The organism is Microbacterium sp. 71-36, from assembly GCF_001898305.1.
Taxonomy (GTDB): Bacteria; Actinomycetota; Actinomycetes; order Actinomycetales; family Microbacteriaceae; genus Microbacterium.
The window spans coordinates 44,212-67,768 of the sequence record NZ_MKTP01000007.1; the positions used below are offsets into that span (position 1 = coordinate 44,212).

Annotated in this window: 23 protein-coding genes; 12 read left to right on the forward strand and 11 right to left on the reverse strand. The window is 71.1% G+C overall.

Annotated elements, in window-relative coordinates; translation table 11 throughout:
• Together BGO45_RS15085 and BGO45_RS15090 are read right to left on the reverse strand one after the other, a co-directional pair.
• Positions 1 to 966: an alpha/beta fold hydrolase gene (locus BGO45_RS15085; RefSeq protein ID WP_292695701.1), complete on the reverse strand. Its 966-nt coding sequence runs from the start codon at positions 964 to 966 to the stop codon at positions 1 to 3.
• Between the two features lie 28 nt (positions 967 to 994).
• Positions 995 to 1,456 (reverse strand): MarR family transcriptional regulator, encoded by a 462-nt coding sequence (locus BGO45_RS15090; RefSeq protein ID WP_292695703.1) that lies wholly within the window; start codon positions 1,454 to 1,456, stop codon positions 995 to 997.
• Between the two features lie 147 nt (positions 1,457 to 1,603).
• Between BGO45_RS15090 and BGO45_RS15095 the strand changes: the two genes are divergently transcribed.
• Both BGO45_RS15095 and BGO45_RS15100 read left to right on the forward strand, forming a co-directional pair.
• Positions 1,604 to 2,149 carry a MarR family transcriptional regulator gene (locus BGO45_RS15095; RefSeq protein ID WP_076491584.1) on the forward strand — a complete coding sequence of 182 codons (546 nt, stop codon included), beginning with the start codon at positions 1,604 to 1,606 and terminating at the stop codon, positions 2,147 to 2,149.
• A gap of 89 nt (positions 2,150 to 2,238) precedes the next feature.
• Positions 2,239 to 2,493 (forward strand): hypothetical protein, encoded by a 255-nt coding sequence (locus tag BGO45_RS15100; RefSeq protein ID WP_076491581.1) that lies wholly within the window; start codon positions 2,239 to 2,241, stop codon positions 2,491 to 2,493.
• Position 2,494: 1 nt separating this feature from the next.
• On the opposite strand, the gene BGO45_RS15105 is transcribed toward BGO45_RS15100, so the two are convergent.
• A complete protein-coding gene (locus BGO45_RS15105) occupies positions 2,495 to 2,812 on the reverse strand; it encodes a hypothetical protein (protein WP_292695708.1) in 318 nt (105 codons plus the stop codon).
• Positions 2,813 to 2,923: 111 nt separating this feature from the next.
• Between BGO45_RS15105 and BGO45_RS15110 the strand changes: the two genes are divergently transcribed.
• Positions 2,924 to 3,241 carry a hypothetical protein gene (locus BGO45_RS15110; RefSeq protein WP_022879211.1) on the forward strand — a complete coding sequence of 106 codons (318 nt, stop codon included), beginning with the start codon at positions 2,924 to 2,926 and terminating at the stop codon, positions 3,239 to 3,241.
• Between the two features lie 2 nt (positions 3,242 to 3,243).
• Here the strand turns inward: BGO45_RS15110 and BGO45_RS15115 are convergent, their stop codons facing one another.
• Complete coding sequence (locus BGO45_RS15115; protein ID WP_292695714.1) at positions 3,244 to 3,570, reverse strand: hypothetical protein; 327 nt, start codon at positions 3,568 to 3,570, stop codon at positions 3,244 to 3,246.
• A 119-nt stretch (positions 3,571 to 3,689) separates the two neighbouring features.
• Between BGO45_RS15115 and BGO45_RS15120 the strand changes: the two genes are divergently transcribed.
• The 7 genes from BGO45_RS15120 to treZ all read left to right on the forward strand — a co-directional run bounded on the left by BGO45_RS15120 (position 3,690) and on the right by treZ (position 12,363).
• A complete protein-coding gene (locus tag BGO45_RS15120) occupies positions 3,690 to 3,827 on the forward strand; it encodes a hypothetical protein (RefSeq protein ID WP_292695717.1) in 138 nt (45 codons plus the stop codon).
• Positions 3,828 to 3,869: 42 nt separating this feature from the next.
• The gene (locus BGO45_RS15125) at positions 3,870 to 4,547 is read left to right on the forward strand and encodes a GTP pyrophosphokinase family protein (protein ID WP_292695719.1); all 678 of its coding nucleotides are present in this window, start codon (positions 3,870 to 3,872) and stop codon (positions 4,545 to 4,547) included.
• Positions 4,548 to 4,569: 22 nt separating this feature from the next.
• A complete protein-coding gene (locus tag BGO45_RS15130) occupies positions 4,570 to 5,415 on the forward strand; it encodes a transposase (protein WP_292695721.1) in 846 nt (281 codons plus the stop codon).
• Positions 5,412 to 5,894, forward strand: a complete 483-nt coding sequence (locus BGO45_RS15135) for a glutaminase (protein ID WP_292695724.1) — start codon at positions 5,412 to 5,414, stop codon at positions 5,892 to 5,894. The genes BGO45_RS15130 and BGO45_RS15135 overlap by 4 nt, the downstream gene beginning before the upstream one ends.
• Before the next feature lie 81 nt (positions 5,895 to 5,975).
• A complete protein-coding gene (glgX, locus tag BGO45_RS15140) occupies positions 5,976 to 8,198 on the forward strand; it encodes a glycogen debranching protein GlgX (protein ID WP_292695726.1) in 2,223 nt (740 codons plus the stop codon).
• Positions 8,199 to 8,204: 6 nt separating this feature from the next.
• Entirely contained in the window at positions 8,205 to 10,586 is a 2,382-nt protein-coding gene (gene treY / locus BGO45_RS15145; RefSeq protein ID WP_292695729.1) for a malto-oligosyltrehalose synthase, read from the forward strand.
• A gap of 25 nt (positions 10,587 to 10,611) precedes the next feature.
• The gene (gene treZ, locus BGO45_RS15150; protein WP_292695731.1) at positions 10,612 to 12,363 is read left to right on the forward strand and encodes a malto-oligosyltrehalose trehalohydrolase; all 1,752 of its coding nucleotides are present in this window, start codon (positions 10,612 to 10,614) and stop codon (positions 12,361 to 12,363) included.
• A gap of 24 nt (positions 12,364 to 12,387) precedes the next feature.
• Here the strand turns inward: treZ and BGO45_RS15155 are convergent, their stop codons facing one another.
• On the reverse strand, positions 12,388 to 13,215 hold the full coding sequence (locus BGO45_RS15155) for a tryptophan-rich sensory protein (protein ID WP_292695734.1): 828 nt from the start codon (positions 13,213 to 13,215) through the stop codon (positions 12,388 to 12,390).
• A 91-nt stretch (positions 13,216 to 13,306) separates the two neighbouring features.
• Positions 13,307 to 14,029: a GMP synthase gene (locus BGO45_RS15160; RefSeq protein WP_292695736.1), complete on the reverse strand. Its 723-nt coding sequence runs from the start codon at positions 14,027 to 14,029 to the stop codon at positions 13,307 to 13,309.
• Positions 14,030 to 14,092: 63 nt separating this feature from the next.
• On the opposite strand from BGO45_RS15160, the gene BGO45_RS15165 reads away from it, so the two are divergent.
• On the forward strand, positions 14,093 to 14,413 hold the full coding sequence (locus tag BGO45_RS15165; RefSeq protein ID WP_292695737.1) for a hypothetical protein: 321 nt from the start codon (positions 14,093 to 14,095) through the stop codon (positions 14,411 to 14,413).
• Between the two features lie 19 nt (positions 14,414 to 14,432).
• On the opposite strand, the gene BGO45_RS15170 is transcribed toward BGO45_RS15165, so the two are convergent.
• Positions 14,433 to 15,170, reverse strand: a complete 738-nt coding sequence (locus tag BGO45_RS15170) for a LysR substrate-binding domain-containing protein (protein ID WP_292695738.1) — start codon at positions 15,168 to 15,170, stop codon at positions 14,433 to 14,435.
• Between the two features lie 22 nt (positions 15,171 to 15,192).
• On the opposite strand from BGO45_RS15170, the gene BGO45_RS15175 reads away from it, so the two are divergent.
• Positions 15,193 to 15,582, forward strand: coding sequence for a DUF1304 domain-containing protein (locus BGO45_RS15175; protein ID WP_292695741.1), 390 nt, complete (start codon positions 15,193 to 15,195; stop codon positions 15,580 to 15,582).
• Positions 15,583 to 15,771: 189 nt separating this feature from the next.
• Here the strand turns inward: BGO45_RS15175 and BGO45_RS15180 are convergent, their stop codons facing one another.
• From BGO45_RS15180 to BGO45_RS15195, 4 genes are all read right to left on the reverse strand, one after another.
• Positions 15,772 to 16,179: a transferase gene (locus tag BGO45_RS15180; RefSeq protein ID WP_076491546.1), complete on the reverse strand. Its 408-nt coding sequence runs from the start codon at positions 16,177 to 16,179 to the stop codon at positions 15,772 to 15,774.
• A gap of 266 nt (positions 16,180 to 16,445) precedes the next feature.
• Positions 16,446 to 17,222 (reverse strand): DNA-formamidopyrimidine glycosylase family protein, encoded by a 777-nt coding sequence (locus BGO45_RS15185; protein WP_292695743.1) that lies wholly within the window; start codon positions 17,220 to 17,222, stop codon positions 16,446 to 16,448.
• Entirely contained in the window at positions 17,215 to 21,867 is a 4,653-nt protein-coding gene (locus BGO45_RS15190; protein ID WP_292695746.1) for an ATP-dependent helicase, read from the reverse strand. Before BGO45_RS15190 ends, BGO45_RS15185 begins: the two co-directional genes overlap by 8 nt.
• A 79-nt stretch (positions 21,868 to 21,946) precedes the next feature.
• A complete protein-coding gene (locus BGO45_RS15195; protein WP_292695748.1) occupies positions 21,947 to 23,536 on the reverse strand; it encodes an ABC-F family ATP-binding cassette domain-containing protein in 1,590 nt (529 codons plus the stop codon).
• Positions 23,537 to 23,557 lie beyond the last annotated feature (21 nt).

The window sequence follows — 23,557 nt, forward strand, 5'->3', positions numbered from 1 at the left end:
TCAGGAACGCGAGACGTAGGCCCGCCACAGGAGGCGGGCGTGACGTGACTTGGCGCGCTCGACGCCGTCCTGATCGCGGCGAACGGCGCTCAACCATTCCACGATGCGGCTGGCCGTGGCATCCAGGACCATCTGCAGATCGGTGTGCCGCGCGGGCGGGACCTTCGCCTCGGCGGCTGGCATCCGTCCCCGCGCGGCGAGGTCGTCGGCCAGGTGCCGGTGCACGAGGCGGGCGACGCCGACGGCGTGGCCGTTGATGATCGAGTGCGCGGCCCCTTCGATCTCCCACCGGCGCGCATGGGGGGCGCGGGCGACGAGCCGCGAGTGCAGGCGTCGGGGCGACGGGCGGTCGAACTCGCCGCGGATCAGCAGCAGCCGCGCCCGGACCAGGCCGATCCGGTCGGAGATCCGGTACCGCAGCATGTGCGGGAGCACCTCGATGAAGTAGAGCATCCCGCACAGCAGGTAGGCCGAGAACGCCATGATCGCGATGTGCACCGACTCCCGGACGGTCGACTGAACGAAGCGCACCGCCTGGACGAGCGCGCTCGCCTCGGCCTCGTCGACGACGGGGCTCACCAGCACGGCGTGCGTGATGTCGTCGCGGCGGGTCAGCACCTCGGTCACCACCTGCGTGCCCATCGAATGACCGATGAGCACCGGATCGACGAGGCCGTAGTGGGCGATCACGTTCTCCACCTGGTCGGCGAAGAACGCCGCCGTCGGCTCCTCGCCGGACGCGGGCATCCCGGCGAAGCCGGGCAGGTCGAGCGCGTAGACGTCGCCGTGCTCCGCCAGCAGCGGAGCGAGGAACTCGAAGTAGCTCGCCGCGACGCCGATCCCCGCCACGAGGACGAAAGCACGTTCGCTCGTCGCCCCCGACGACACGATCGTCACGCGGGTCTGCGCGGGCCCGTCCCGGTATACCTGGACGTCCAGGTCGGCGGGGCGGATCCGTTCGGGCACCCCTCCAGGATGCCGCACCCGACCGTCCTCAGTCGCGGGACTGCAGGTGCTCCACGCGCTGCGTCTCCGCGCGGGCGACCTCGTCGAGGAAATCCGCGACGACGCGGCGCTCTGCCGCCCCGAGCCGCGATGCCGCTTCGGCGACCGACGAGCGACGGACCGCGAGCAGGTGGCGGGCCGGGGAGTCCTGGGCGATCGTCGCACGCACGACGATCGAGCGGCGGTCGCCGGGGAACGGGACGCGTTCGACCCACCCCGCGTCGGCGAGACGATCGATGAGGGCCGTGGTCGCGGCGGAGGAGATGCGGAGCATCTCGGCGAGCAGGCGGGGAGTCACCTGTTCGCCGCTCTCTTCGCGGTCGAGGAGGAACCGCAGCACCTTGGCGTCGTTCGGGCCGATGCCGAGGGAATGCAGTGCGACGCGCTCGGAGACGGCGCCGGACTCGGACAGGTCGCTGACGGCCTTCACCACGTCTTCTTCCGTGGTCATGTTCTCGTCACCCCCTGATCGGGATAGTTCGTGTTCCTCGTATCTCAATTACCCATCAAGTAGCGGGCCGATATATTTACCATCGTACCTGTACGCCATACGAATCGGCAGGGGCTCCGTCGTGCGCCGCTGACGTAGGATGCCGAGGTGGAGAACGCCTCGCAGTCGTCGCGCTACTGGTACGGGGGAAGCGACGAAGACCGCCGCCGTCGCGCGGTGGAAGTGCTTCAGGCGTTCCGCGTGTACCGTGCGGCCGAGGTCGCGATGCGCCGTCGGACCCGCGAGTCGATGTCGATGGGCGAGAACGAGCTCCTCGTGCTGCGCTACCTCTTGCGCGCCTCCGGGCAGGGCCGTCAGGTCTCACCGAGCGAGCTGACCCGCTACCTCGGCGTCTCGACGGCGTCGACGACGGCGATCGTCGACCGGCTCGAGAAATCCGGACACGTCACCCGGGTGCCGCACCCCACCGACCGGCGCAGCATCTACATCGTGGCGACCGCCGCGAGCGACGCCGAGGTGCGCGCCACCCTCGGTTCCATGCACTCGCGAATGATGGCGGCCGTCGTCGACATGACCCCCGAGGAGGCCGCGACGGTGATCGCCTGCCTCGGCCGGCTCCAGGACGCCGTCGATCAGGTCGACCCGCACCACGAGGCCGCGGAGTCGTCGATGGGGGCCGACGTCTCGCTCTGACCGCGATGCACTTCGCGCGTAAGAAACTAGGAAGCCTAGTTGAATTCCGAGTATTAGGAATCGGTCCGCGTCCGTGGAACCATGAAGTCATGGACGAGAACGCGATCGAGGCACGCACGAGCGTGACCGCCGTCGACGCCGTCCAGACGGTGGACGGCGTGCCGGTGGCATCCCTCCACTCGGTCGTCACGCGACTGCGCCTGGACTACCCCGGAGAAGACCCCGTGCACATCGAGACGGTGGTCCTGCGCGAGTGGGAGGCGTTCTCCGCCGGACGCCCGCTCGTCGTGCCGACCGCCGTCGAGGAGGGCGCACGCGAGATCCTGGACCAGCGCTCGGCCTGACTCAGGTCTTCGGTGCGTCGCCCCCGGGTTCCGGCACGAGCAGCAGCCCGCCGGAGGAGTTCGCCGAGTTGGCCAGCTCCTCGACCCACGCGCGGCTGAGCAACGCCGGTTCCGGGTCGTCGAACACGAAGCGCAGCGGGATCGAGGGATGCAGCCACACCGTGCTGCGCCCCACTTCCTGCCCGGGTCCGTGCGTCCAGGACAGCGTGAAACTCTCGCCGCGGCGAAGCTTGGTGGCGATCACGACCTTGACGTGCGCGAGCGCGCGATCCTCGATCTCGATCGGGGTCGCGACATCGCCGTAGTACAACGTTCCCACGCGTATCAGTCAACACCGCCGACCTGCCCGCGCCCGGGGGCTTGATTCGACGGCCCGTGCCATGGCATTCGCGCGGCGGCCACGCGCGGGTGTTCGGATAGGCTCGCTCCCATGGGCCGCTTCATTTACGACACCGTCGCGAACGCCGTCGACATCGATGACCGCACGCTGGCGCACCTCCGCATCGTCGTGATGAACAAGCTCCGGCGCTCGGAGTCGTTCATGTTCGACGTCGAAGTCGGTGACGGCAGTGGGCGCCGCAGCTTCTGGATGCACCCGTCGGTGCCGATCCAGTTCCACTTCTACGGAAGCCGTCAGCCGCGCATCAACCGCGTGTGGGTCGAAGACCTCATGCTGGCGGCCTCGGGTCCGAACGGGCTCGCGATCACGCCCGAGCCGTCGGAGGACACCCTCGTCGAAGAGGGCTGACCTCAGCGCTTCGACGCGTCCTCGGCGGGCGCGATGTCTTCGGGGACGAGCATGATCCCGCCCGACGAGTTGGCCGAATCCGCCAGGCGCTCGATCCACTCGCGACTGAGCTTCGTGGGCTCGGCGTCGTCGAAGACGAAGCGGAGCGGGATCGCCGGGTGCAGCCACAGCGTGCTGCGTCCGCGCGGCTGGTCGTCGGGGTGCTGCCAGGAGAGCGTGAAGCTCTCGCCGCGGCGGAGCTTGGTGGAGATGACGACCTTGAGATGCGCCAACGCGCGGTCTTCGATGGGGACTGCCGTCCCGCCGCCGCCGTAGAAGATCGTGCCCATGGCCTCCACGATACCGGCGGGATTGCGGGGATCTACGTGGCCCTCGCCGGGGTGTCAAGGCCACCCGTTGCGCGAGACGGCTCTGTCAGGGTGGTCTCACCCACCCAAAGGACCCCGCCGTGAGCGACAGCCGATTCCCCCTCCTCCCCGAACCCGATGACGCCGGCGACCTCCCCGACGTCTTCGATCAGCTCACCGGAATCGACGTCGTGGACGGGGAGCTCATCCCTCGCTCGTCTCCGCCCGCGGCTGAGTGACCTCCCAGGGCGCTCGTAGCCGTCGCCGGTAGCGTCGGAGACATGTCCGACCCGCTGGAGGATCAGCAGATCACGGTGTCCGGCGCCTCGCTCCGCGCGATGCGCGACGAGTTCCAGCGCTTCCTCATGGAGTACCGGTTCGGTCTCGCCGAGGTCGAGACGAAGATCACGATCCTGCGCGAAGAGTTCCAGGAGATGCACGACTACAACCCGATCGAGCACGTCTCGAGCCGGGTGAAGTCGCCCGACAGTCTCGTCGACAAGGTGCGGCGCAAAGGCATCGAGCCGGACTTCGACTCGATCCGCAGCACGATCACCGACATCGCCGGTATCCGCATCACCTGCAGTTTCGTCGACGACGCCTACCGGCTGTCGAACCTGCTGACCCAGCAGGACGACATCACCGTGCGCGACGTGAAGGACTACATCGCGCGGCCCAAGGAGAACGGGTACAAGAGCCTGCACGTCATCGTCGACGTGCCGGTCTTCCTCTCGACCGGGCGTGTGGACGTCCCGGTCGAAGTGCAGTTCCGCACGATCGCGATGGACTTCTGGGCGAGCCTCGAGCACAAGATCTACTACAAGTACGACCGGCTCGTCCCCGACGAGCTGCTGGCCGAACTCAAGGACGCCGCCGACACCGCCGCCGAACTGGACGCCCGCATGGAACGACTGCACCGGCAGATCCGCGGACCGCGCCCCGGGGTGGTCCCGCTCTGACCGAACGGGTCAGAATGGAGGGATGAGCGACGCCGCGACTCTCCTCGACGAGATCGCCTCCGAGTTGCTCGCCCTCCCCCCGGCCCGGTTCACCGAGGCGCGCAACGATCGCGCCGCGGAGATCGGCGGCACCGTCGGTCGCCGCATCGCGAAGCTGCGCAAACCGACTCTGGCGGCGTGGGCGGTCAACCTGCTCGCGCGCGACGGACAGCTCGCCGAGGCCGTCGAGCTGGCGCAGGCGCTGCGCGAGGCGCAGGACGACGCGGATGCGGCGGAGATGACGCGCCTCGGGCGTCAGCGTCGTCAACTGGTCGCCGCCCTCGCCCGGCGGGCGGCCGATCTCGCCGCCGGGGCCGGCTCGCCCCTCAGCGCGACGATGCGGGACGCGGTCGAGAAGACGGTCAACGCGGCCATCATCGACCCGCAGGCGGCGGCGATCGTTCTCACCGGGCGGTTGGTGGCATCCGTCGATCTCGCCGACGACGTCGATCCGAGCGCGGCGGTGGCCGGTTCGGTGCCCGAAGGGGTGGCGGTCGCGGAGGCTCCCGCGCGGGACGACCTCGCTCAGCGCCGGGCGCGCAAGGCCGCGGAGCGCGCGATCCGTGAAGCGGAACGGGCGCGCGCGGAGGCCGACCGTGCGGTGACGGCGGCGAAGGCGCGGGAGGCGACCGCGCGGGAACGGGCCGATCGGATCCGCGAGCGGCTGGAGAGCCTCCGCGCCGAGATCGCCCGGGTGGAGAAGGACGCCGAGGCGGCCGAAGCGACCGCCGACGCGGCGGCGGAGGAGACGGCGGCGGCGCGCGAGACCGCCACCGCCCGCGCGCGCGACCTCGACCGCGCCCGCTCCGCGGGGGAAGGGGCGTCGTGAGCACGGTCGAAGAACTCCTCGCCGCGGCGCGCGCCCGGCTCTCCGATGCGCCACGCGAGCGGCTCGGCGAACTGCAGGAGGGGCGGCGTCTGCTCGGCATCCCGCGTGCTTCCCGCATCGTCGACCGCGGGCGCGCCTGGCATCTGGGCGTGCTGCTGCTCGCCGACGACGGTGTCCTCGCCACCGGCGACATCGTGCGCTCGCGCGCCGAAGTCCGCCGCGGCTTTCCGGCCGAATCCCAGCGCCGTCGCGCCGAGCTCGCCGCCGCCGCCCACCGTGGAGGCGTGCCCGAAGGCGAGACGGTGCACATCGGGTGGCATCCGCTCGATCCCGCCGCTCTCGACGACCGATCGGCGCCGCTCGCGCTGCGCGACGGGGAACCCGCGGTGAAGTGGAGCGCGCAGGGCGGGTACATGCCGCTGGCGCGGTACCTCGACGAGCGGATCGAGCTCCTCGTCCACCCGCCGGAGCGGGCATAGGAGCCCACGCGCATAGTCGGCCGCAGGGGTGCTGTCAACGACGGAGACCCGGGCCATCGGCCGTAACTTCCCTGGTCTATCGTGAGCGACGTGCAGCAGGTATGGCCAGGATCCAGTTATCCCCTCGGGGCCACGTACGACGGCAACGGGACGAACTTCGCCCTCTTCAGTGAGGGGGCGGAGCGCGTCGAGTTGTGCCTGTTCGACGAGGACGGGACCGAGACGTGCGTCGAGCTCGTCGACGTCGACGCCTTCGTCTGGCACGCGTACCTCCCCAACATCCAGCCCGGGCAGAGGTACGGCTACCGCGTCCACGGCCCGTACGACCCCGCGAACGGTCAGCGCTTCAACCCGAGCAAGCTCCTGCTCGACCCGTACGCCAAGGCCGTCGAGGGGCAGATCGACTGGGGCCAGCCGGTCTTCAGCTATGAGTTCGGCGACCCCGACTCGTTCAACGACGAGGACTCGGCCGCGCACATGATGAAGGGCGTGGTCATCAACCCGTTCTTCGACTGGACGGGCGACCGCCGCCCCAAGACGCCCTACGCCGAGAGCTTCATCTACGAGGCGCACGTCAAGGGCCTCACGAAGCTGCACCCCGACGTCCCCGAGGAACTGCGTGGCACCTACGCCGGTATCGCCCACCCCGCGATCATCGACCACCTCCGCAAGCTCGGCGTCACCGCGATCGAGCTCATGCCGGTGCACCAGTTCGTCAACGACTCCACGCTCGAGGACAAGGGCCTGTCGAACTACTGGGGCTACAACACCATCGCGTTCCTCGCACCCCAGAACACCTACTCCTCCACCGGCGACCACGGTCAGCAGGTGCAGGAGTTCAAAGCCATGGTGAAGGCCCTGCACGCCGCGGGCATCGAGGTCATCCTGGACGTGGTCTACAACCACACCGCCGAGGGCAACCACATGGGCCCGACGCTCTCGATGCGCGGCATCGACAACGAGGCGTATTACCGCCTCGAGGACGACGACAAGCGCTACTACACCGACTACACCGGCACCGGCAACAGCATGAACGTGGGCAACCCCCACACGCTGCAGCTCATCATGGACTCGCTGCGGTACTGGGTGCTGGAGATGCACGTCGACGGCTTCCGGTTCGACCTGGCATCCACCCTCGCCCGCGAGTTCTACGAGGTGGACCGCCTCGCCACCTTCTTCGAACTCGTCCAGCAGGACCCGGTGGTCTCGCAGGTCAAGCTCATCGCCGAGCCGTGGGACGTCGGTCCCGGCGGCTACCAGGTCGGGAACTTCCCGCCGCAGTGGACGGAGTGGAACGGCAAGTATCGCGACACCGTCCGCGACTTCTGGCGCGGCGAGCCGCAGGCCCTGGGCGAGTTCGCCTCGCGCCTGACGGGCTCGGCCGACCTCTACGAGCACTCGGGCCGTCGGCCGGTGGCATCCATCAACTTCGTCACCGCCCACGACGGCTTCACCCTCCGCGATCTCGTCTCGTACAACGAGAAGCACAACGAGGCCAACGGCGAGGACAACAACGACGGCGAATCGCACAACCGCTCCAGCAACATGGGCGTGGAGGGTCCGACCGACGACCCCGAAGTGCGCAAGCGCCGCGCCCAGCAGCAGCGCAACTTCATCGCGACGCTGCTGCTGAGCCAGGGCGTCCCGATGCTGCTGCACGGCGACGAGCTGGGCCGCACGCAGGGCGGCAACAACAACGGCTACGCGCAGGACAACGAGATCACGTGGGTGGACTGGTCGAGCGTCGACCACCCGCTCATCGAGTTCACCGCGGCCCTGGCCCGCCTCCGCAAGGAGCACCCCACCTTCCGCCGCAGCCGGTTCTTCGACGGCCGCCCCGTGAAGATGGAGGAGGGCGACAACATCCCCGACGTGGTGTGGCTGCGCCCCGACGGCACGCTCATGCAGCCGGAGGACTGGGACTCCGGCTTCGGCCGCGCGGTGGGCGTGTTCCTCAACGGTCAGGGGATCCGCGAACGCGATCGTCGTGGCGAGGCCATCAGCGACGACCACTTCCTGGTGCTCTTCAACGCCGGCGACGAGCCGGTGGACTTCCACGTGCCCGATCTCGAGTACTCGCCCGAGTGGGACGTGTACGTCGACACCGCGGGCGAGCGGGCGAACACCGAGCCGATCCTCCCGGGCGAGGCGCTGCAGCTCGAGCCGAAGTCGCTCATCGTGCTGCGCGAGCACCACCTGCCCGAGCCCGAGATCGACCACACCGTGGCCGCGTCCCTCACGGCGCAGATCGCCATCACCGCCACCGACGACCTGCCCGGGCAGGCCCCCAAACCGGAGCTCTGATTCAGAATGCGGCATCCGCTTTCGACCTACCGCCTGCAGATCCGCGAATCCTTCCCCCTCGACACCGCCGCCGAGGTCACGGGCTATCTCCGTGACCTCGGGGTGTCGTGGGCGTACCTGTCGCCACTGCTCGAGGCGACGCCCGGGTCGGATCACGGCTACGACGTCGTCGACGTCACGCGCGTCGACCCCGCGCGCGGCGGCGCGGAGGGGCTGGCGCGGTTCGCCGCAGCCGCCCGCGCCGACGAGCTCGGCATCCTGATCGACATCGTGCCCAACCACATGGGCGTGTCCGAGCCGCGCGCGAACGCGTGGTGGTGGGACGTGCTGCGGCAGGGGCGCGCCTCGGCCCACGCCGACGCGTTCGACATCGACTGGGAGTTCGGGAACGGCAAGGTGCGCGTGCCCGTGCTCGGCGCCGACCTCGCCGAGGTGATCGACGAGATCTCCTACGACCCGACGCCCGCGGCGGACGCCCCCGACGGCCTGATCCGCTACTACGACCACGTGTTCCCGGTGGCGCCGGGGACCGCGACCGCGGACATCCGGGCGCTCCTGGACGCGCAGAACTTCGAGCTGCGGTTCTGGCAGGACGAGGCCGCCGACCTGAACTACCGTCGCTTCTTCGCCGTCACGACCCTCGCCGGCGTCCGCGTCGAACGCCCCGAGGTCTTCGACGCCACCCACGCCGAGATCCTGCGGTGGGTGCGCGAGGGCATCGCCGACGGCCTGCGCGTGGACCACCCCGACGGTCTCGTCGACCCGGGCGGGTACCTCGACCGGCTCGCCGTCGCGCTCGAGGAGGCCGGCGACGGCGAGGTCGGCTACGTGCTCGGCGAGAAGATCCTCGAACACGGCGAAGCGCTGCCGTCGTGGTGGAAGACCGCCGGGACGACCGGATACGACGCGCTCGCCGAGATCGACCGCGTGCTCACCGACCCCGCGGGGGAGGCGGCGCTCGACGCGCTCGATGCGCGGCTGCGCGCCGACAGCGGCCTGCCCGCCCTCACGGGTTGGCACGACCTCATCCACGACACCAAGCGCCGGATCGCCGACTCGATCCAGGTGTCGGAGATCCGTCGACTGGTGCGGGGGCTCCCCGCGCAGCTCCGCGAGGAGTTCGGAGCCGACGTCCTTCAGGACGCGCTCGCCGAGATCCTGGCCTGCTTCCCCGTCTACCGCTCGTACCTGCCCGCCGGTCGCGCGCACCTCGACGCCGCCGCGGGCGAGGCCGAGGTGCGCCGTCCCGAGCTCGGCGACGTGATCGAGAAGCTTGTCCCGGTGCTGGCCGACGCGAGTCTCGAAGTGGCCTGGCGCTTCCAGCAGACGACCGGTCCCGTCATGGCCAAGGGCGTAGAGGACACGGCGTTCTACCGCTACACCCGGCTGGGGTCGCTCACCGAGGTGGGCGGCGACCCGGGGGAGTTCTCCCTCGACGTCGCGGGCTTCCACACGGCGCAGGCCCTTCGGCACGCGTCGTGGCCCACCGCCATGACCACGCTGTCGACGCACGACACCAAGCGCGGCGAGGACACGCGCGCCCGCATCGCGGTGCTCGCGGAGATCCCCGCGCGGTGGGCCGAGGTGCTCGACGAGTTCCGGGGGATCGCCTCGACCGGTCACGGGCCCTTCGACGCGCTGCTGTGGCAGGCGATCGTCGGGGCGTGGCCCGCGTCGGCATCCACCCCCGAGGGGCTGAAGGACTATCGCGAGCGCCTGCACGCGTACGCCGAGAAGGCGGCACGCGAGGCGAGCGAGGTCACGGGCTGGTGGGAGCAGGACGAGGCGTTCGAGGAGCGCATGCACGCGGTCGTGGACGCGGCCACAGGTCCCGCCGCCGAGCGCGTCCGCGCCTTCGTCGACGAGATCTCCCCCGCGGGCTGGTCCAACGGCCTGTCGGCCAAGCTGCTGCAGATCATGGGGCCGGGCGTGCCCGACGTCTACCAGGGTTCGGAGCTGTGGGAGCAGTCCCTCGTCGACCCCGACAACCGTCGCGCGGTGGACTTCGCCGAGCGGCGCCGGCTGCTCGCGTCGCTGGATGCGCCCGGGGCGAGGCCTCCGGCGGTGGATGCCACGGGCGCGGCGAAGATGCTCGTGACCTCTCGTGCGCTGCGCCTGCGCCGCGAGCACCCGCTCGAGATCTACCGTCCGCTGGAGGCGGCGGGCGTGGCATCCGATCACGTCGTGGCGTTCGACCGCGGCGGCGTGTTCGCGGTCGCGACCCGTCTGCCGCACGGGCTGGCGGCGGCAGGCGGATGGCGCGACACCGTGGTGCTGCTGCCCGAGACGCCGGTGATCGATGTGCTGACCGGTCGTGCCTTCGCCGGCGGTCCCACGCCCCTCGCCGACCTGCTGGGTGTGTACCCGGTGGCCCTGCTGATCTTCTGATCCCTCACGCGTAAGGAACGACCACATGAGCATCGACGTCTGGGCGCCGAAGGTGCAGCGGGTGCGACTGCGCCGGCTCGACGACAGCGGCGACACCGTCGTCGATGACATCGAGATGGAGCCGCTGTCCGGCGGATGGTGGACCGCCCCCGTCGTCCTCGCCGACGGCGAACGCTACGGCTTCGTCCTCGGTGACGGCGACGACCTGCGCCCCGACCCGCGCTCGCGGCGGCAGCCCGCGGGTGTGCACGAGGCATCCGAGTGGTTCGACCCGTCGACCTTCTCCTGGACGGATGCCGCCTGGACGGGGCGGCAGCTCGCCGGCGGCCTCATCTACGAACTGCACCTCGGCACCTTCACCCCCGAGGGCACCCTGGATGCCGCGATCGGACGCCTCGACCACCTCGTCGACCTCGGCGTGACCCACGTCGAGCTGCTGCCGGTCAACGGCTTCAACGGCGTCTGGAACTGGGGCTATGACGGCGTGCTCTGGTACACCGTGCACGAAGCGTACGGCGGTCCCGCCGCCTACCAGCGGTTCGTGGATGCCGCCCACGCGGCGGGGCTCGCGGTCGTGCAGGACGTCGTCTACAACCACCTCGGACCCTCGGGCAACTACCTGCCGGAGTTCGGGCCGTACCTGCGCGAGGGCAGCCGCAACACGTGGGGCGACTCGATCAATCTCGACGAGGACGCCGTGCGCTCCTACATCGTCGAGAACGCGCTCATGTGGATGCGCGACTACCACGTCGACGGGCTGCGCCTGGATGCCGTGCACGCGCTGCTCGACGAGCGCCCGGTGCACGTGCTGCACGAGATCGCGGAGCGCACCGATGCCCTCTCGGCGCATCGCGGCGTCCCGCTCACGACCATCGCCGAGAGCGACATGAACGATCCGAAACTGATCCTCCCGAGAGAGGCCGGCGGGTACGGACTCACCGCGCAGTGGTCGGACGACTGGCACCACACCGCGCATGTCGCGCTCACGGGCGAGACGATCGGCTACTACGAGGACTTCGCCGCGATCGAGGCGTTCGAGAAGGTCTCCGAGGGCGGGTTCTTCCACGACGGCACCTACTCGACGTTCCGCGGTCGCGCCCACGGCCACCCGGTACCCGCCGAGGTGCCGAACTGGCGCCTGGTGACCTTCGCGCAGGATCACGACCAGATCGGCAACCGGGCCGCCGGCGATCGCCTCTCGCAGTCGTTGCCGTTCGACCGTCTTGCCGCCGCGGCCGTGCTCACCCTCACCGCCCCCGGCACGCCGATGCTGTTCATGGGAGAGGAGTGGGGCGCGACGACCCCGTGGCAGTTCTTCACCTCGCACCCCGAGCCCGAGCTCGGCGAGGCCACCGCGAAGGGTCGCGTGGCCGAGTTCGAGAAGATGGGGTGGGACGAATCGGTCGTCCCCGATCCCCAGGATCCCGAGACCTTCCACCGGTCGAAGCTCGACTGGTCGGAACTCCAGGGCGAGGACCACGCTCTCCTCCTCGGCCTGTACCGCGAACTCGCACGCCTGCGGCGGGAGCGGCCGGAGTTGACCGATCCCTCCCGCACGGGTCTGTCCGCACGGGCGCTCGACGCCGCCGGTGGCCGCGTGTACGAGCTGCACCGCGGCGACCTCGTCGTGGTCGTGAACCTCTCGGATGCCGAGGCGGCGGTGCCCGTGGCCTCCGGCTCCGGTGTGCTGCTCGCCACGGTCGAGGGGACGGTCCTCGCGGACGGGCTGCTCACCGTGCCCGCCGGGGGCAGCGCGATCGCGGCCCCCGCGCTCTGACGCGGGGGCTCGCGTCCCGCGGCGTCAGTCGACCGACGGGCGGATGAGGCGCAGACCCGACACGACCGCCGGCGGAAGCAGGACGATCAGCGCGACGATGATCGCGGCGATGGCGATCGGGGTGCTCGTCGGCGATCCGGTGAGGCGCTCCACGGCGAGCCACGACAGTCCCCACGCGAGGGCGAGCGCCGGCGCCACCCGCCAGTCGCTCCGCCACGCGATGGCGAGGCCGATCAGCGCGACGACGACCAGCACCGTGACGCCGATCGCACTCGCCGCGCCCTCCCAGGACGGCGGCACGACCGTGGTCAGCCAGGCCGCGGTGTTGGCGACGGTCGCGAGGGTGACCCAGCCGAGGTGCAGCCCCGTGACCCCGTCGATCAGGACGGAGTCGACCACGCCCCCGCGCGGATCGCGCGTGTGCACCGCCGTGCGGAACGCCCAGCCCAGCGCGATCAGCAGCAGCACGATCACGACGACCGTGAGGAACAGGGTGCCGAAGCGTGCGGCCACCAGCCACAGCCCGTTGAGCACCATCGTGACGGCGATGGGCCAGCCCATCGCGCGCTGTCGGTCGGAGGCGCGCTGGCGCGGCTGGGCCTGCCAGACGCCGTAGGCGATGAGCCCGAGGTAGATGACCGACCAGATCGAGAACGCCGGCCCGGCCGGGGCCAGATACGAACCGTCGGTGTTGAGGGCGCCGCCCTGCTGGTCCTGGACGGCGGTGTTGCCGAAGGCCCCCGCCCCGATCACCGCCGCGATCAGCATGAACGACAGGGCGGACAGGACGACGATCTGGCGCCCGAGGTCGGAGCCGCGCGTGGTCTTCGTGACGTGATCTCTCGCGTTCATAGAGAGAACACTAGATAAGCTAGCCAGTTCTCCGCTCCGGCTTGACAGGCCTCGAGCCGTCGTGCGGTCGGACTCGCGCCGGGGCCGCGGGTCAGGCCGCGAGGGCGGCGAACGTGCGGAGCAGGAGGGTCGGCTGATCGACCGACGCGGTGCGGACGTGCGCGGCGACCTCGTCGAACGCGTCGGCGTCGAAGTAGCCCGCCGCGCGGTAGACGGCCATCCGCGCGACGAAGGCGTCCGCGGTCGGCTCGGGGTGGAACTGCGTCGCCCACAGGGCCGCGCCCGCCCGGTAGGCCTGAACGGGGCAGTCGTCGTTGCGCGCGAGCAGCGTCGCACCCGGAGGCGCGACCGCGGTCCCCTCCTTGTGTGCGGTGAGAGCCTCGAAACGGGGGTTCAGGATGCCGAACAGCTCGTCGCGCGTTCCGTCGTCCGTCAGCGCGATCTCGGCGGGACCGGTGCCCTCGGGGTGATCGAGGGTCACGACGCCGCCGAGGAGACGCGTGACGACGCCGATCCCGAAGCACGTGAACAGCGTTCGCGTCCGTCCCTCCAGCCCCGCGGATGCCAGGGACTCCAGGTCGCGCTCGAGGCGCAGCTGTTCATCGGTCTTGTCCGGGTCCGTCACGTTGAACGGACTGCCCCCCACCACGACTCCGGCGTACCGCTCGAGGTCCGCCGGGAGCGGTGTACGGACGAGATCGTGATGCACGAGGTCGTCGTCGGTCACGCCCAGCCCGTCGCGGAACGATGCCCATTCGGCGACGGCCGCCTCGCGCTGCGGACGTGCGCAGACGTAGAGGAGTCGACCGGTCACCCAGGGATTCTATGCGTGTCGGACGCACGCCCCCAGGGCGTGACCTCCCGCGACAATGGAGGTATGACCACCGCGACACTGCTCGTCACCGACGTCGAGAACCTCGGCGACGTCGTCGCCCACCTGCGCGCCGCCGCCGCGGATCTCGGCTGCGGGCTCACCGTCCGCACTCTCGCCGGCGACGAGGTCGACGAATCCGACGCGGCGGCCGCCGCCCGTCGGGATCGCGAACGCAAGCGTCTGCCCATCCCGGTGCGCGTCGACCTGCACGCCCTGGCCGAGGGCACGGCCGTCGACGCCGCGGCGGTGCTGCGCGCCGCGCGGGCTCGCGGACTGCGCGGCGGCGCGACCGTCGACGACGTGCGGCGCACGACCGCGCGCTGACGAGGCGGTCGGGCGCGACTCAGCGAGACGAGCGCGCGGTACGGCCCCGGACGATACCGACGAACGTCTCCACGTCCTCCGTCGTCGCGTCGCGCCGCCACGCGAGCGCGACGGTCGACACGGGGCCGTCGGCGAGCACCCGGTACTCCACGTCGCGGCGCTGGTTCGCCCGCGCGAGCGACATCGGCACGATCACGACACCGACCCCCGCGGCCACGGTCGCGATCGCCTCGGCGGTGTCGGCCGGGGGCGCGAACGTCGGGGCGACGGCATCCGCGATCCGCGCGCCGAGCACGTCGTCGGCGGGGACGATCACGACCTCACCGGCGAGATCGGCGGCGGTGATCTCCTCGTCGGCCGCGGTCAGGGCCGATTCGGTCGACATGACGACGACGGGGAGCTCGTCGTACAGGGGGATGACGTGCAGGTCGTCGGCACCGTCGATCGGGAGGCGGACGAGAGCCGCATCGACGGCGTCGAGCGCGCTGCGCTGCGTGGAGACCGCGATCTCGCGCAGGTCGAGAGTCACGTGCGGCATCCGGTCGCGCCATACGCCGATCCACTTGCCCGGCGTCGCGCCCGGAACCGCGCCGAGGGTGAAAGTGCGGGCGAGGTCGGCGGCCGGCGGTGACGGCGGGCGAGGCACTCGGACCGCGGTGTTCTTGCGCGCCGGGGCGGGCTTACGCGCCGACGCCCCGGACCGCGGGCGTCCCGCGCCCCCGCGCGAACCCCGTGATCCGTTCCCGCTCTTCGCCATGCCCCCAGGCTAACGTGGAGGCATGCTCGGCATCCTGGCGCTCGTCTTCGCGGGGCTCGCAGCCCTGCTCCACGTCTACATCTTCGTGCTGGAGAGCGTGCGCTGGTCGCACCCCAGCGTGTGGCGCATCTTCGGCCTCACCTCGCAGGACGCGGCCGACACGACCAAGCCCATGGCGTACAACCAGGGGTTCTACAACCTCTTCCTCGCGATCGGCGCGGGCATCGGCGTGGTGCTCTGGGCCGTCAACGGTGTCGGCGACGTGGCCGGACGGACCCTGCTGCTCTTCGCCCTCGGCTCCATGCTCGCCGCGGCCCTCGTGCTCATCACCTCGGGTCGGAAGTACCTGCGTCCCGCCGCCATCCAGGGCACGCTCCCGCTCATCGGCTTCGTCCTGACGCTGCTGGCCTGACTTCTTCGACGTCGAGGGAATCGCCGTCGGGAATCTCGACGTCGAAGAATTCTCGGCCGGGAGACTGCTCGACGTCGAACCGAATTCGGCGTGATTCTTCTCGACGTCGAAGCAGTTTCCGCCGCGGAAAAGGCGAAACCCGCACGTTCCGAAGAACGTGCGGGTGGTGGATGCCTCGAGGCGTGTGCCTCAGGCCGCCAGGCGAAGACCTCGTCGGTCCGTCGCGACGGCTTCGCCGTCGTTGATGACCTCGTCGTCCCCGATGAGCGAGCCGACCGCCACGCGGGCGTTCGATCCCACCTGCGTGCGGACGCCGATGTGCGCGCCGGCGCCGATCACCGCGCCCGAGCAGATGTGCGCGTGCGGCTCGATGTGCGCCTCCGGCCCGATGACGGCATCCGACTCGATCCAGGCGCCGCGGCCCACACGGACACCGGCCGCGATCTGCACTCCGGGTTCGACGTACGCGCCGTTCTCCACCAGTGCCGACGGGTGGACCTTCGCGCCGTGCGCGACGAGTCCACGACCGTTGACGTGCTTGCGGTAACGCAGCGTCTCGCCGTGGTCGTTCTCGATGTCGATGTAGTTCTTTCCCACGATCCCCTCCGATCGGCTCTCGGGTGAGCCGACTTGTGTGACAACCGATCCGGGTGCGTTCTCATTCCCGTGCATGGTTGTTCGGCGCGGACACCCCGGCGGATTCCCGCCGGATCACGGTATTTTCCGTTGCGCCGGTTTGTCTCAGACCGTTGTCGCATGCTCGTGCATCCGGAGACGGCGGGTTGACAGCGAGGAGGAAATGTCTCACTGTTCCCGCGCGGTCGCACCCGCTGCGAATCGCCCTCGCGGGGCCGCGCGCCGAGTCATCCGGGCTGACAGGTGGGGCACCAGAACACGTTGCGCTCGCTCGTCGCCGACGCGCCCAGCGTGGTCGCCCGGATGGGGGTTCCGCAGCGCCGGCACGGCGCCCCGTCGCGGCCGTAGACCCACATGCGTCGGCCGGGGCGGCTGTCGCCGGTGAAGGTGCGCTCGGCGCGCGGGAGGTTCGCGTGGATCATCCGGTGTCCGAGCGCGATCGTCGCCGCCACGTCGATCTCGTTCGCGGGCGTCGTCGGCGCGATCCCGCGGACGAACAGCAGTTCGTTCGCGTACACGTTGCCGAAGCCGGCGACGTTGCGTTGATCGAGCAACGCGACATGGGCCGCGCGTGAGTCGGCCGACACCCGGCGGACGGCTTCGGCCTCGTTCCAATCGGGGCCCAGGAGGTCGGGCCCCAGGTGCCCCACGACCCGGTCCTCGTCGGAAGTCGGCAGCACCTCGACCATCGCGAGGTCGAACCCGACGGTGTCGACCCCGGTGACCCCGACGATCGCCCGGGCCTTGAATGCCGGCCGTCGCCATCGCTCGCCCGGGCGATACACGTCCCAGCGGCCCTCCATCTTCAGGTGCGAGTGGAGCGTGTAGTCGCCGATCCGCTCGAGCAGGTGCTTGCCGCGCGCGACGACCTCGTGCACGGTCTCGCCGCGCAGATCGGCGGTCGCGCTGCCCGGAACGCGGATGTCGAACCTGGTCACCTCACGGCCCGCGAGCGCGGCGGAGAGCTTCGCCGCCGCACGATGGACGGTGTCGCCCTCAGGCACGGGCCGCCTCGCGCAGGGTGTCGCCGGCGGTGAGGCGCCGCAGCGTGAGTCCGCGCGGAGACTCGACGAATCCCGCCTCGCGGAGGGCTCGGCCGACAGCCGTGCCGTAGACGAACTCGCCGTTGACCTGCTCGACGGTGAGGGTGTCGAGGCGCCGGCGCCGCGAGGTCTCGGCCAGATCGCGCGCGGCGGCCTGCAGCCGTGCCTCGTCGTCGGTGAAGGCGAGGGCGCTGCGCCCGCCGCGTTCGAGGTACAGCGTCAACTCGCCGTCGACGAGCACGACGAGGCCGCCCGCCTTCCGTCCCGGGCGGTGGGTCACCCGCTCCAGCGCCGGCCAGCCGAGCGCCGCCCCGTAGGGGTTCGCCGGATCGGTCGCCGCGAGCGTGACGGTCCGCAGCGGCGGTGGGTCGGCGACCGCGGCGAACTCGCGCAGCCGGTCGACGGTGGCGGACGCCGCGAACTGCGCGGCACCGAGCTTCTCGATCACGTAGCCGCGGCGGCAGTGCCCGGCCTCCTCGAAGCCGGCGAGGATGCGGTACACCTGCGCGAAGCCGCCCGGCACCCCCTCGGATTGCACGGCGCCGCGCGTGACGACGCCGTACCGGTCGAGGAGCAGACTCGCCGTCGCGGTCGCCCGCGCCGCGGCGTCCGGTTCGCGATCGGGGAGGAGCGACCAGCGCCCGCCGAGCGACGGTGGACGGGGAGCGGCAGTCGGCCGCGGCAGGGTCGCTCCGCGGTACATGCGCGCGCGGGGAGCCCGGCGCGCGACCCGGTGCGCCTGACCGCCGCCGCCGAGCAGCGACCGCACCGGTGCGAAGGTGTCGTTCGTGATGCGTCCCGCCCAGGTGAGCGCCCACAGCGCGTCGTTGACGGACTGCTCGTTCTCCGCGCCCGTGAGCTGCTTCAGCTGCGCCGCGAAGTAGGCGCCGCCCCCCTCGAGCGCCGCCAGCAGTCGGGCTTCGAGTGAGTCGGGGGCGGGATCTTCCGGATCGTCCGGATCCTGCAGCGTGAAGGGCGCGGCGTCGGCGGGATGCAGGGCGATCCACCCGTCCCGGCCCGGGAGCGTGCCGTGCCCCGACCACACGACCTCGCCGGTCGCGGTCAACTCGTCGAGGAGGGCGGGGGTGTAGTCGGCCACGCGGGAGGGCAGCACGAGCGATTCCCATGCGCTCGCCGGGATCGGCACGCCCGCGAGCTGTTCGACCACCGCCAGCACTCCATCGACGCCCTCCAGCGGCCGCGTGACGTGCTGCCACACGGGCAGGAACCGGGCGTACGCCGACGGCGGCACGGGCTCGACGCTGCCGCGGATCGCCGCGAGCGAGCGCATCCGCAGCCGCCGAAGGACTTCGGTGTCGCACCACTCGGTGTCGTCGCCACGCCCGCCGGCCGCCTCGGGGAGGAAGAAACCGCTCGCCAACCGCCCCTGCGACTCCAGGCGCTGCAGCGTGAGACGGGCGACGGCGACCCCGACGCCGAGACGCTCGGCCACCGCGTCGGTCGTGAACGGCCCGTGCGTCCGGGCGTATCGGGCCACGAGGTCGCCCAGCGGGTCGGCCACCGGCTCGAGGAACGCGTTCGGGATGCCGACCGGGAGCGCCGCGCCGAGCGCGTCGCGCAGGCGCCCGGCATCCTCGATGCCCGCGACGCGCGAGACGCCGGCGATCGTGACCGGGATGGCACGCCGTTCCTCGACTAGCGCCCGCAGATGGGCCGAAGCCTCGGTCGGCGACTCCCCCTCGAGACGGGCCGCGACCTCCGTGGCATCCAGAGGTCCGAGAAGACGCAGGAGGTCGGCCACGCCCTCGACCCCGCGCGCCCGGCGATCCGGATCGAGGCGCTGCGCCTCGCGCTCGAACTGCGCGATGACGTCGGGATCGAGCAGCTCGCGCATCTCGACCTTGCCCAGCAGCTCGCTCAGCAGCGCGGGGTCGACCGACAGTGCGGCCGCTCGCCGCTCGGCGAGTGGCGAGTCGCCCTCGTACATGAACGCGCCGACGTACCCGAACAGCAGGTCGCGCGCATACGGCGAGGGCTGGCTGGTGGTCGTCTCGACCAGTCGGATGCGCCGCTCGCCGATCTGCCGTGCCACGCGCAGGAGGGCGGGGAGGTCGTAGACGTCTTGCAGCACCTCGCGCAGCGTCTCGAGGATGATCGGGAAAGACGGATGCCGCCGGGCCACCTCGAGCAGTTGAGCCGAGCGCTGACGCTGCTGCCAGAGCGGTGATCGGCGGTTCGGGTTCAGACGCGGAAGTAGCAGGGCGCGGGCGGCGCACTCGCGGAACCGGGACGCGAAGAGCGCCGAGCCCCCGACCTCGTCGGTGACGATCTGCTCGAGCTCGTCGGGCTCGAAGACGAAGAGGTCGGCGCCCGGCGGTTCGGCCGCGGCATCCGGAACCCGCGCGATGATGCCGTCGTCGCTCGCGACGGCGGCCCCCTCGACGCCCAGCCGTTCGCGGATCCGCGCGTTCACCGCGAGCGCCCACGGCGAGTGCACCTGCATGCCGTAGGGCGAGTGCAGGATGATGCGCCAGTCGCCGACCTCGTCGCGGCTGCGCTCGACGGTCAGCGTGCGGTCGGTGGGGAGGCTGCCGGTGGCCTCACGCTGCTCGGCGAGGTAGGCGAGCAGGTTCGTGATCGCGTTGTCGTCGAGCCCTGATTGCCGCAGCCGCTCCTCGGCCTTCGCCTGGTCGGCTCCGGCGATGTCGCGCGAGAACTTGCCCAGCGCCTCACCGAGCTCGGCCGGCCGGCCGAGGCCGTCGCCATGCCAGAACGGCAGCTTCCCGGGCTGCCCGAAGGCGGGGAGCACGTTCACACGGTCGTGGGTGATCTCGACGATGCGCCAGCTCGTGGTGCCGAGGGTGAAGACGTCGTTCACCCGCGACTCGTAGACCATCTCTTCGTCGAGTTCACCGACGCGGGCGTTCTGCGACTCGCCCGCGACGAAGACGCCGAACAGGCCGCGATCGGGGATCGTGCCGCCGCTCGTGACGGCGACCCGCTGCGCGCCGGGGCGTCCGGTGAGCGTGCCCGCGTCTCGGTCCCACACGAGCCGCGGACGCAGCTCGGCGAACTCGTCCGACGGGTAGCGGCCGGCGAGAAGGTCGAGCGTCGCCTCGTACGCCGACCGCGGGAGCGAGCGGAACGGCGCGCTGCGCTTGACCGTCTCGAACCACTCCTCGACGTCGATCGACCCGAGGGCGCAGGCGGCGACCGTCTGCTGAGCCAGGATGTCGAGCGGGTTCTGGGGAACCGAGATCGCCTCGATCTTGCCCGACAACATCCGTTCGGTGACCACGGCGGTGTGCAGGACGTCGCTGCGGTGCTTGGGGAAAAGAGCGGCGCGGCTGACCTCGCCGACCTGATGCCCGGCCCGGCCGACGCGCTGGAGACCGGATGCGGCGCTCGGCGGTGCCTCGACCTGGATGACGAGGTCGACCGCACCCATGTCGATACCGAGCTCGAGGCTGCTCGTGGCGACGACGCAGCGGAGTGTGCCCGACTTCAGCTCGTCTTCGACCTGGGCGCGCTGCTCCTTCGACACGGAGCCGTGGTGGGCCTTCGCGAGGATCGCGGCGACCCCGGCGGACGATCCGGCCTGAGCCATCGTGGCCGCCGGAACCGTCGGCTCGGGCACGTCGATGCCCTGCCGTTCGGCGTAGATCTCGTTGAGGCGACCGGTCAGCCGCTCGGCGAGGCGGCGGGAGTTGGCGAACACGATCGTCGAACGGCGCTCGAGGATGCGGTCGACGATCGCCTCTTCGACGTGCGGCCACACGGATCCGGACATCTCGGTGCTCTCGGGCCGCTCGGAGAACCACTCGCCGTCGGCCGCCTCGTCGGGCGCCGGGGAGCCCGGTGGGGGTGGCGGGTTGAGCATGTCGTCGACCGGCACCACGACCGACAGGTCGAACGCCTTGGTCGCCCGCGGCGCGACGATGTCGACCGGCTGCGCACCGCCGAGGAATCGGGCGACCTCGTCGATCGGGCGCACGGTGGCGGAGAGCCCGATGCGCTGGGCGGGGGCGTCGAGCAGCGCGTCGAGCCGCTCGAGGCTCACCGCGAGGTGCGCGCCGCGCTTTGTCGCGGCGACCGCGTGCACCTCGTCGATGATGACGGTGTGGACGCCGCGCAGGGTCTCGGCGGCCTGGCTCGTCAGCATGAGGTACAGCGACTCGGGAGTCGTGATGAGGATGTCGGGCGGATCGGTCACGAGCTTGCGACGATCGCTCGACGTGGTGTCGCCCGACCGCACCCCGACCGTGACCGCGGGGACCTCGATGCCCAGTCGCCGCGCGGACTGGCCGATGCCCACGAGCGGCGATCGCAGGTTGCGCTCCACGTCGACGCCGAGGGCCTTCAGCGGCGAGATGTAGAGGATGCGGGTGCGCGTGGGCGTCTTCTTCGCGCCGCGGCGCGGGGGAGTGGCATCCGGGACCTCGGGCGCCTTCTCGCGGAACACCCGGTCGATCGCGAACAGGAACGCCGAGAGCGTCTTGCCCGATCCGGTGGGCGCGACCACGAGGGCATTGCGACCGGAGGCCACGGACTCCCACGCGCCCTTCTGGGCGGTGGTGGGCGCCGAGAACGCACCGCGGAACCAGTCCTGCGTCGCAGGACCGAATCTGTCGAGCACGTCGGCCATGCCGACATCCTCTCCCGGACCTCCGACATCGCGGGCGGGTTGACGTTCGCTGGTCGCGGAACGCCCGGGTCGGCTCAGGTCACGGGGCGCGCTCGGTCAGCCGCCCGTCCTCCAGCTCCAGCCGCAGGTCGAGCCCGAGGCGCGCGAGGAACGCATCGTCGTGGCTGACCAGGAGCACGGCCCCGCGGTAGGCCTGCAGAGCCGACACGAGCTGATCGACCGTGTCGAGATCGAGGTTGTTCGTCGGTTCGTCGAGCACGAGCAGCTGCGGCGGCGGATCGGCGAGCAGCAGGCGGGCGAGCGCGACGCGGAAGCGCTCGCCGCCGGACAGCGAGCCGACGGGACGGGTGACCGCGTCTCCTCGCACGAGGAAACGGGCGAGCCGATCGCGGACCGCCGGGATGGGGACGTCGGGCGCCGCCGCGCAGACGGTGTCGAGGACGGATGCCGTGTCGTCGAGGCCGTCGAGACGCTGGGCGAGGTAGCCCACGTGCTCCACGCTCGCTCCGGCGTGGACCGCCGCCCCCGTCCCGTGCACGATACTCTCGAGCAGCGTCGTCTTCCCCGCTCCGTTCCGCCCCACCAGGGCGACCCGCTCGCGGCCGGTAACGATCCAGTCGCGTTCACCGTCGCCCAGGGTCAGGATGCGCCGACCGGGCGCGTTGCCCGGGTCGGGCAGGTCGATGCGCACCACATCGTCGTCGCGGACACGGGTCGCCGCTTCGTTCAGCGCGGCCCGCGCGGCATCCTCCTTCCCCTTCATCTCGGCGCTCAGACGACCCGCACTCACCTGCGCCGCGTTCGCGCGGTTGCCCGCAACGATCTTCGGAACCCTCTTCTCGACCTGCGCCTTGTGCGCAACGCGGGCGCGAGTGGCCAGTTTGTCGTGGGCCTCGATCCGCTCACGCCGTTCCCGACGCAGCGACCGGGCGGCGTCGCGTTCGGCGCGCAGCGCGGCATCCTGCTCCGCATCGCGCTGCTCCCGCCAGGCGCTGTAGGGGCCACCCACCACGCTCAGCGTGTGCGCGTACAGCTCGGCCGTGGCATCCATCTGCTCGAGGAGCTCCACGTCGTGACTGACGACGACGAGCGCGCCGGGCCAGCCGCGCACCAGCTCGCTCACTCGCGCACGCGCGTCGCGGTCCAGGTCGTTGGTCGGCTCATCGAGCAGCGTGATGTCGGCCGCGCGGGCGCGCAGCCCCACGAGCGCCGCCAGCATCGTCTCGCCGCCGGACAGTTCGCCGACGGTCCGATCGAGAGCATCGGATGCCAAGCCTGCCTCGGCGAGGAGACTGTGGGCGCGGGTCTCGACGTCCCAGTCGTCGCCGACGGCCTCGAAATGGTGCGGAGCCACGTCGCCCGATTCGATCGCGCGAAGCGCGGTGAGTGCCGTCTCGACGCCGAGGATCGAGGAGACCGGGCGACGAGGATCGGCCGCGAGACGCTGGGGCAGCATCGCGACCTCGCCGGATGCCGAGAACGTTCCGGACGTCGGCGCGATCTGCCCCGCGGCGACGCGCAGGAGCGTGGACTTGCCGGCGCCGTTGCGGCCGACGAGACCGGTGCGCCCACGGCCGAGGGAGCCGGAGACGTCGTCCAGGGCGACGGTTCCGTCCGGCCACACGAGGCGGACGCGATCGAAGACGAGAGAAGGGGAGGGTGATGACATGACGAGACTCCGGGAACGCGG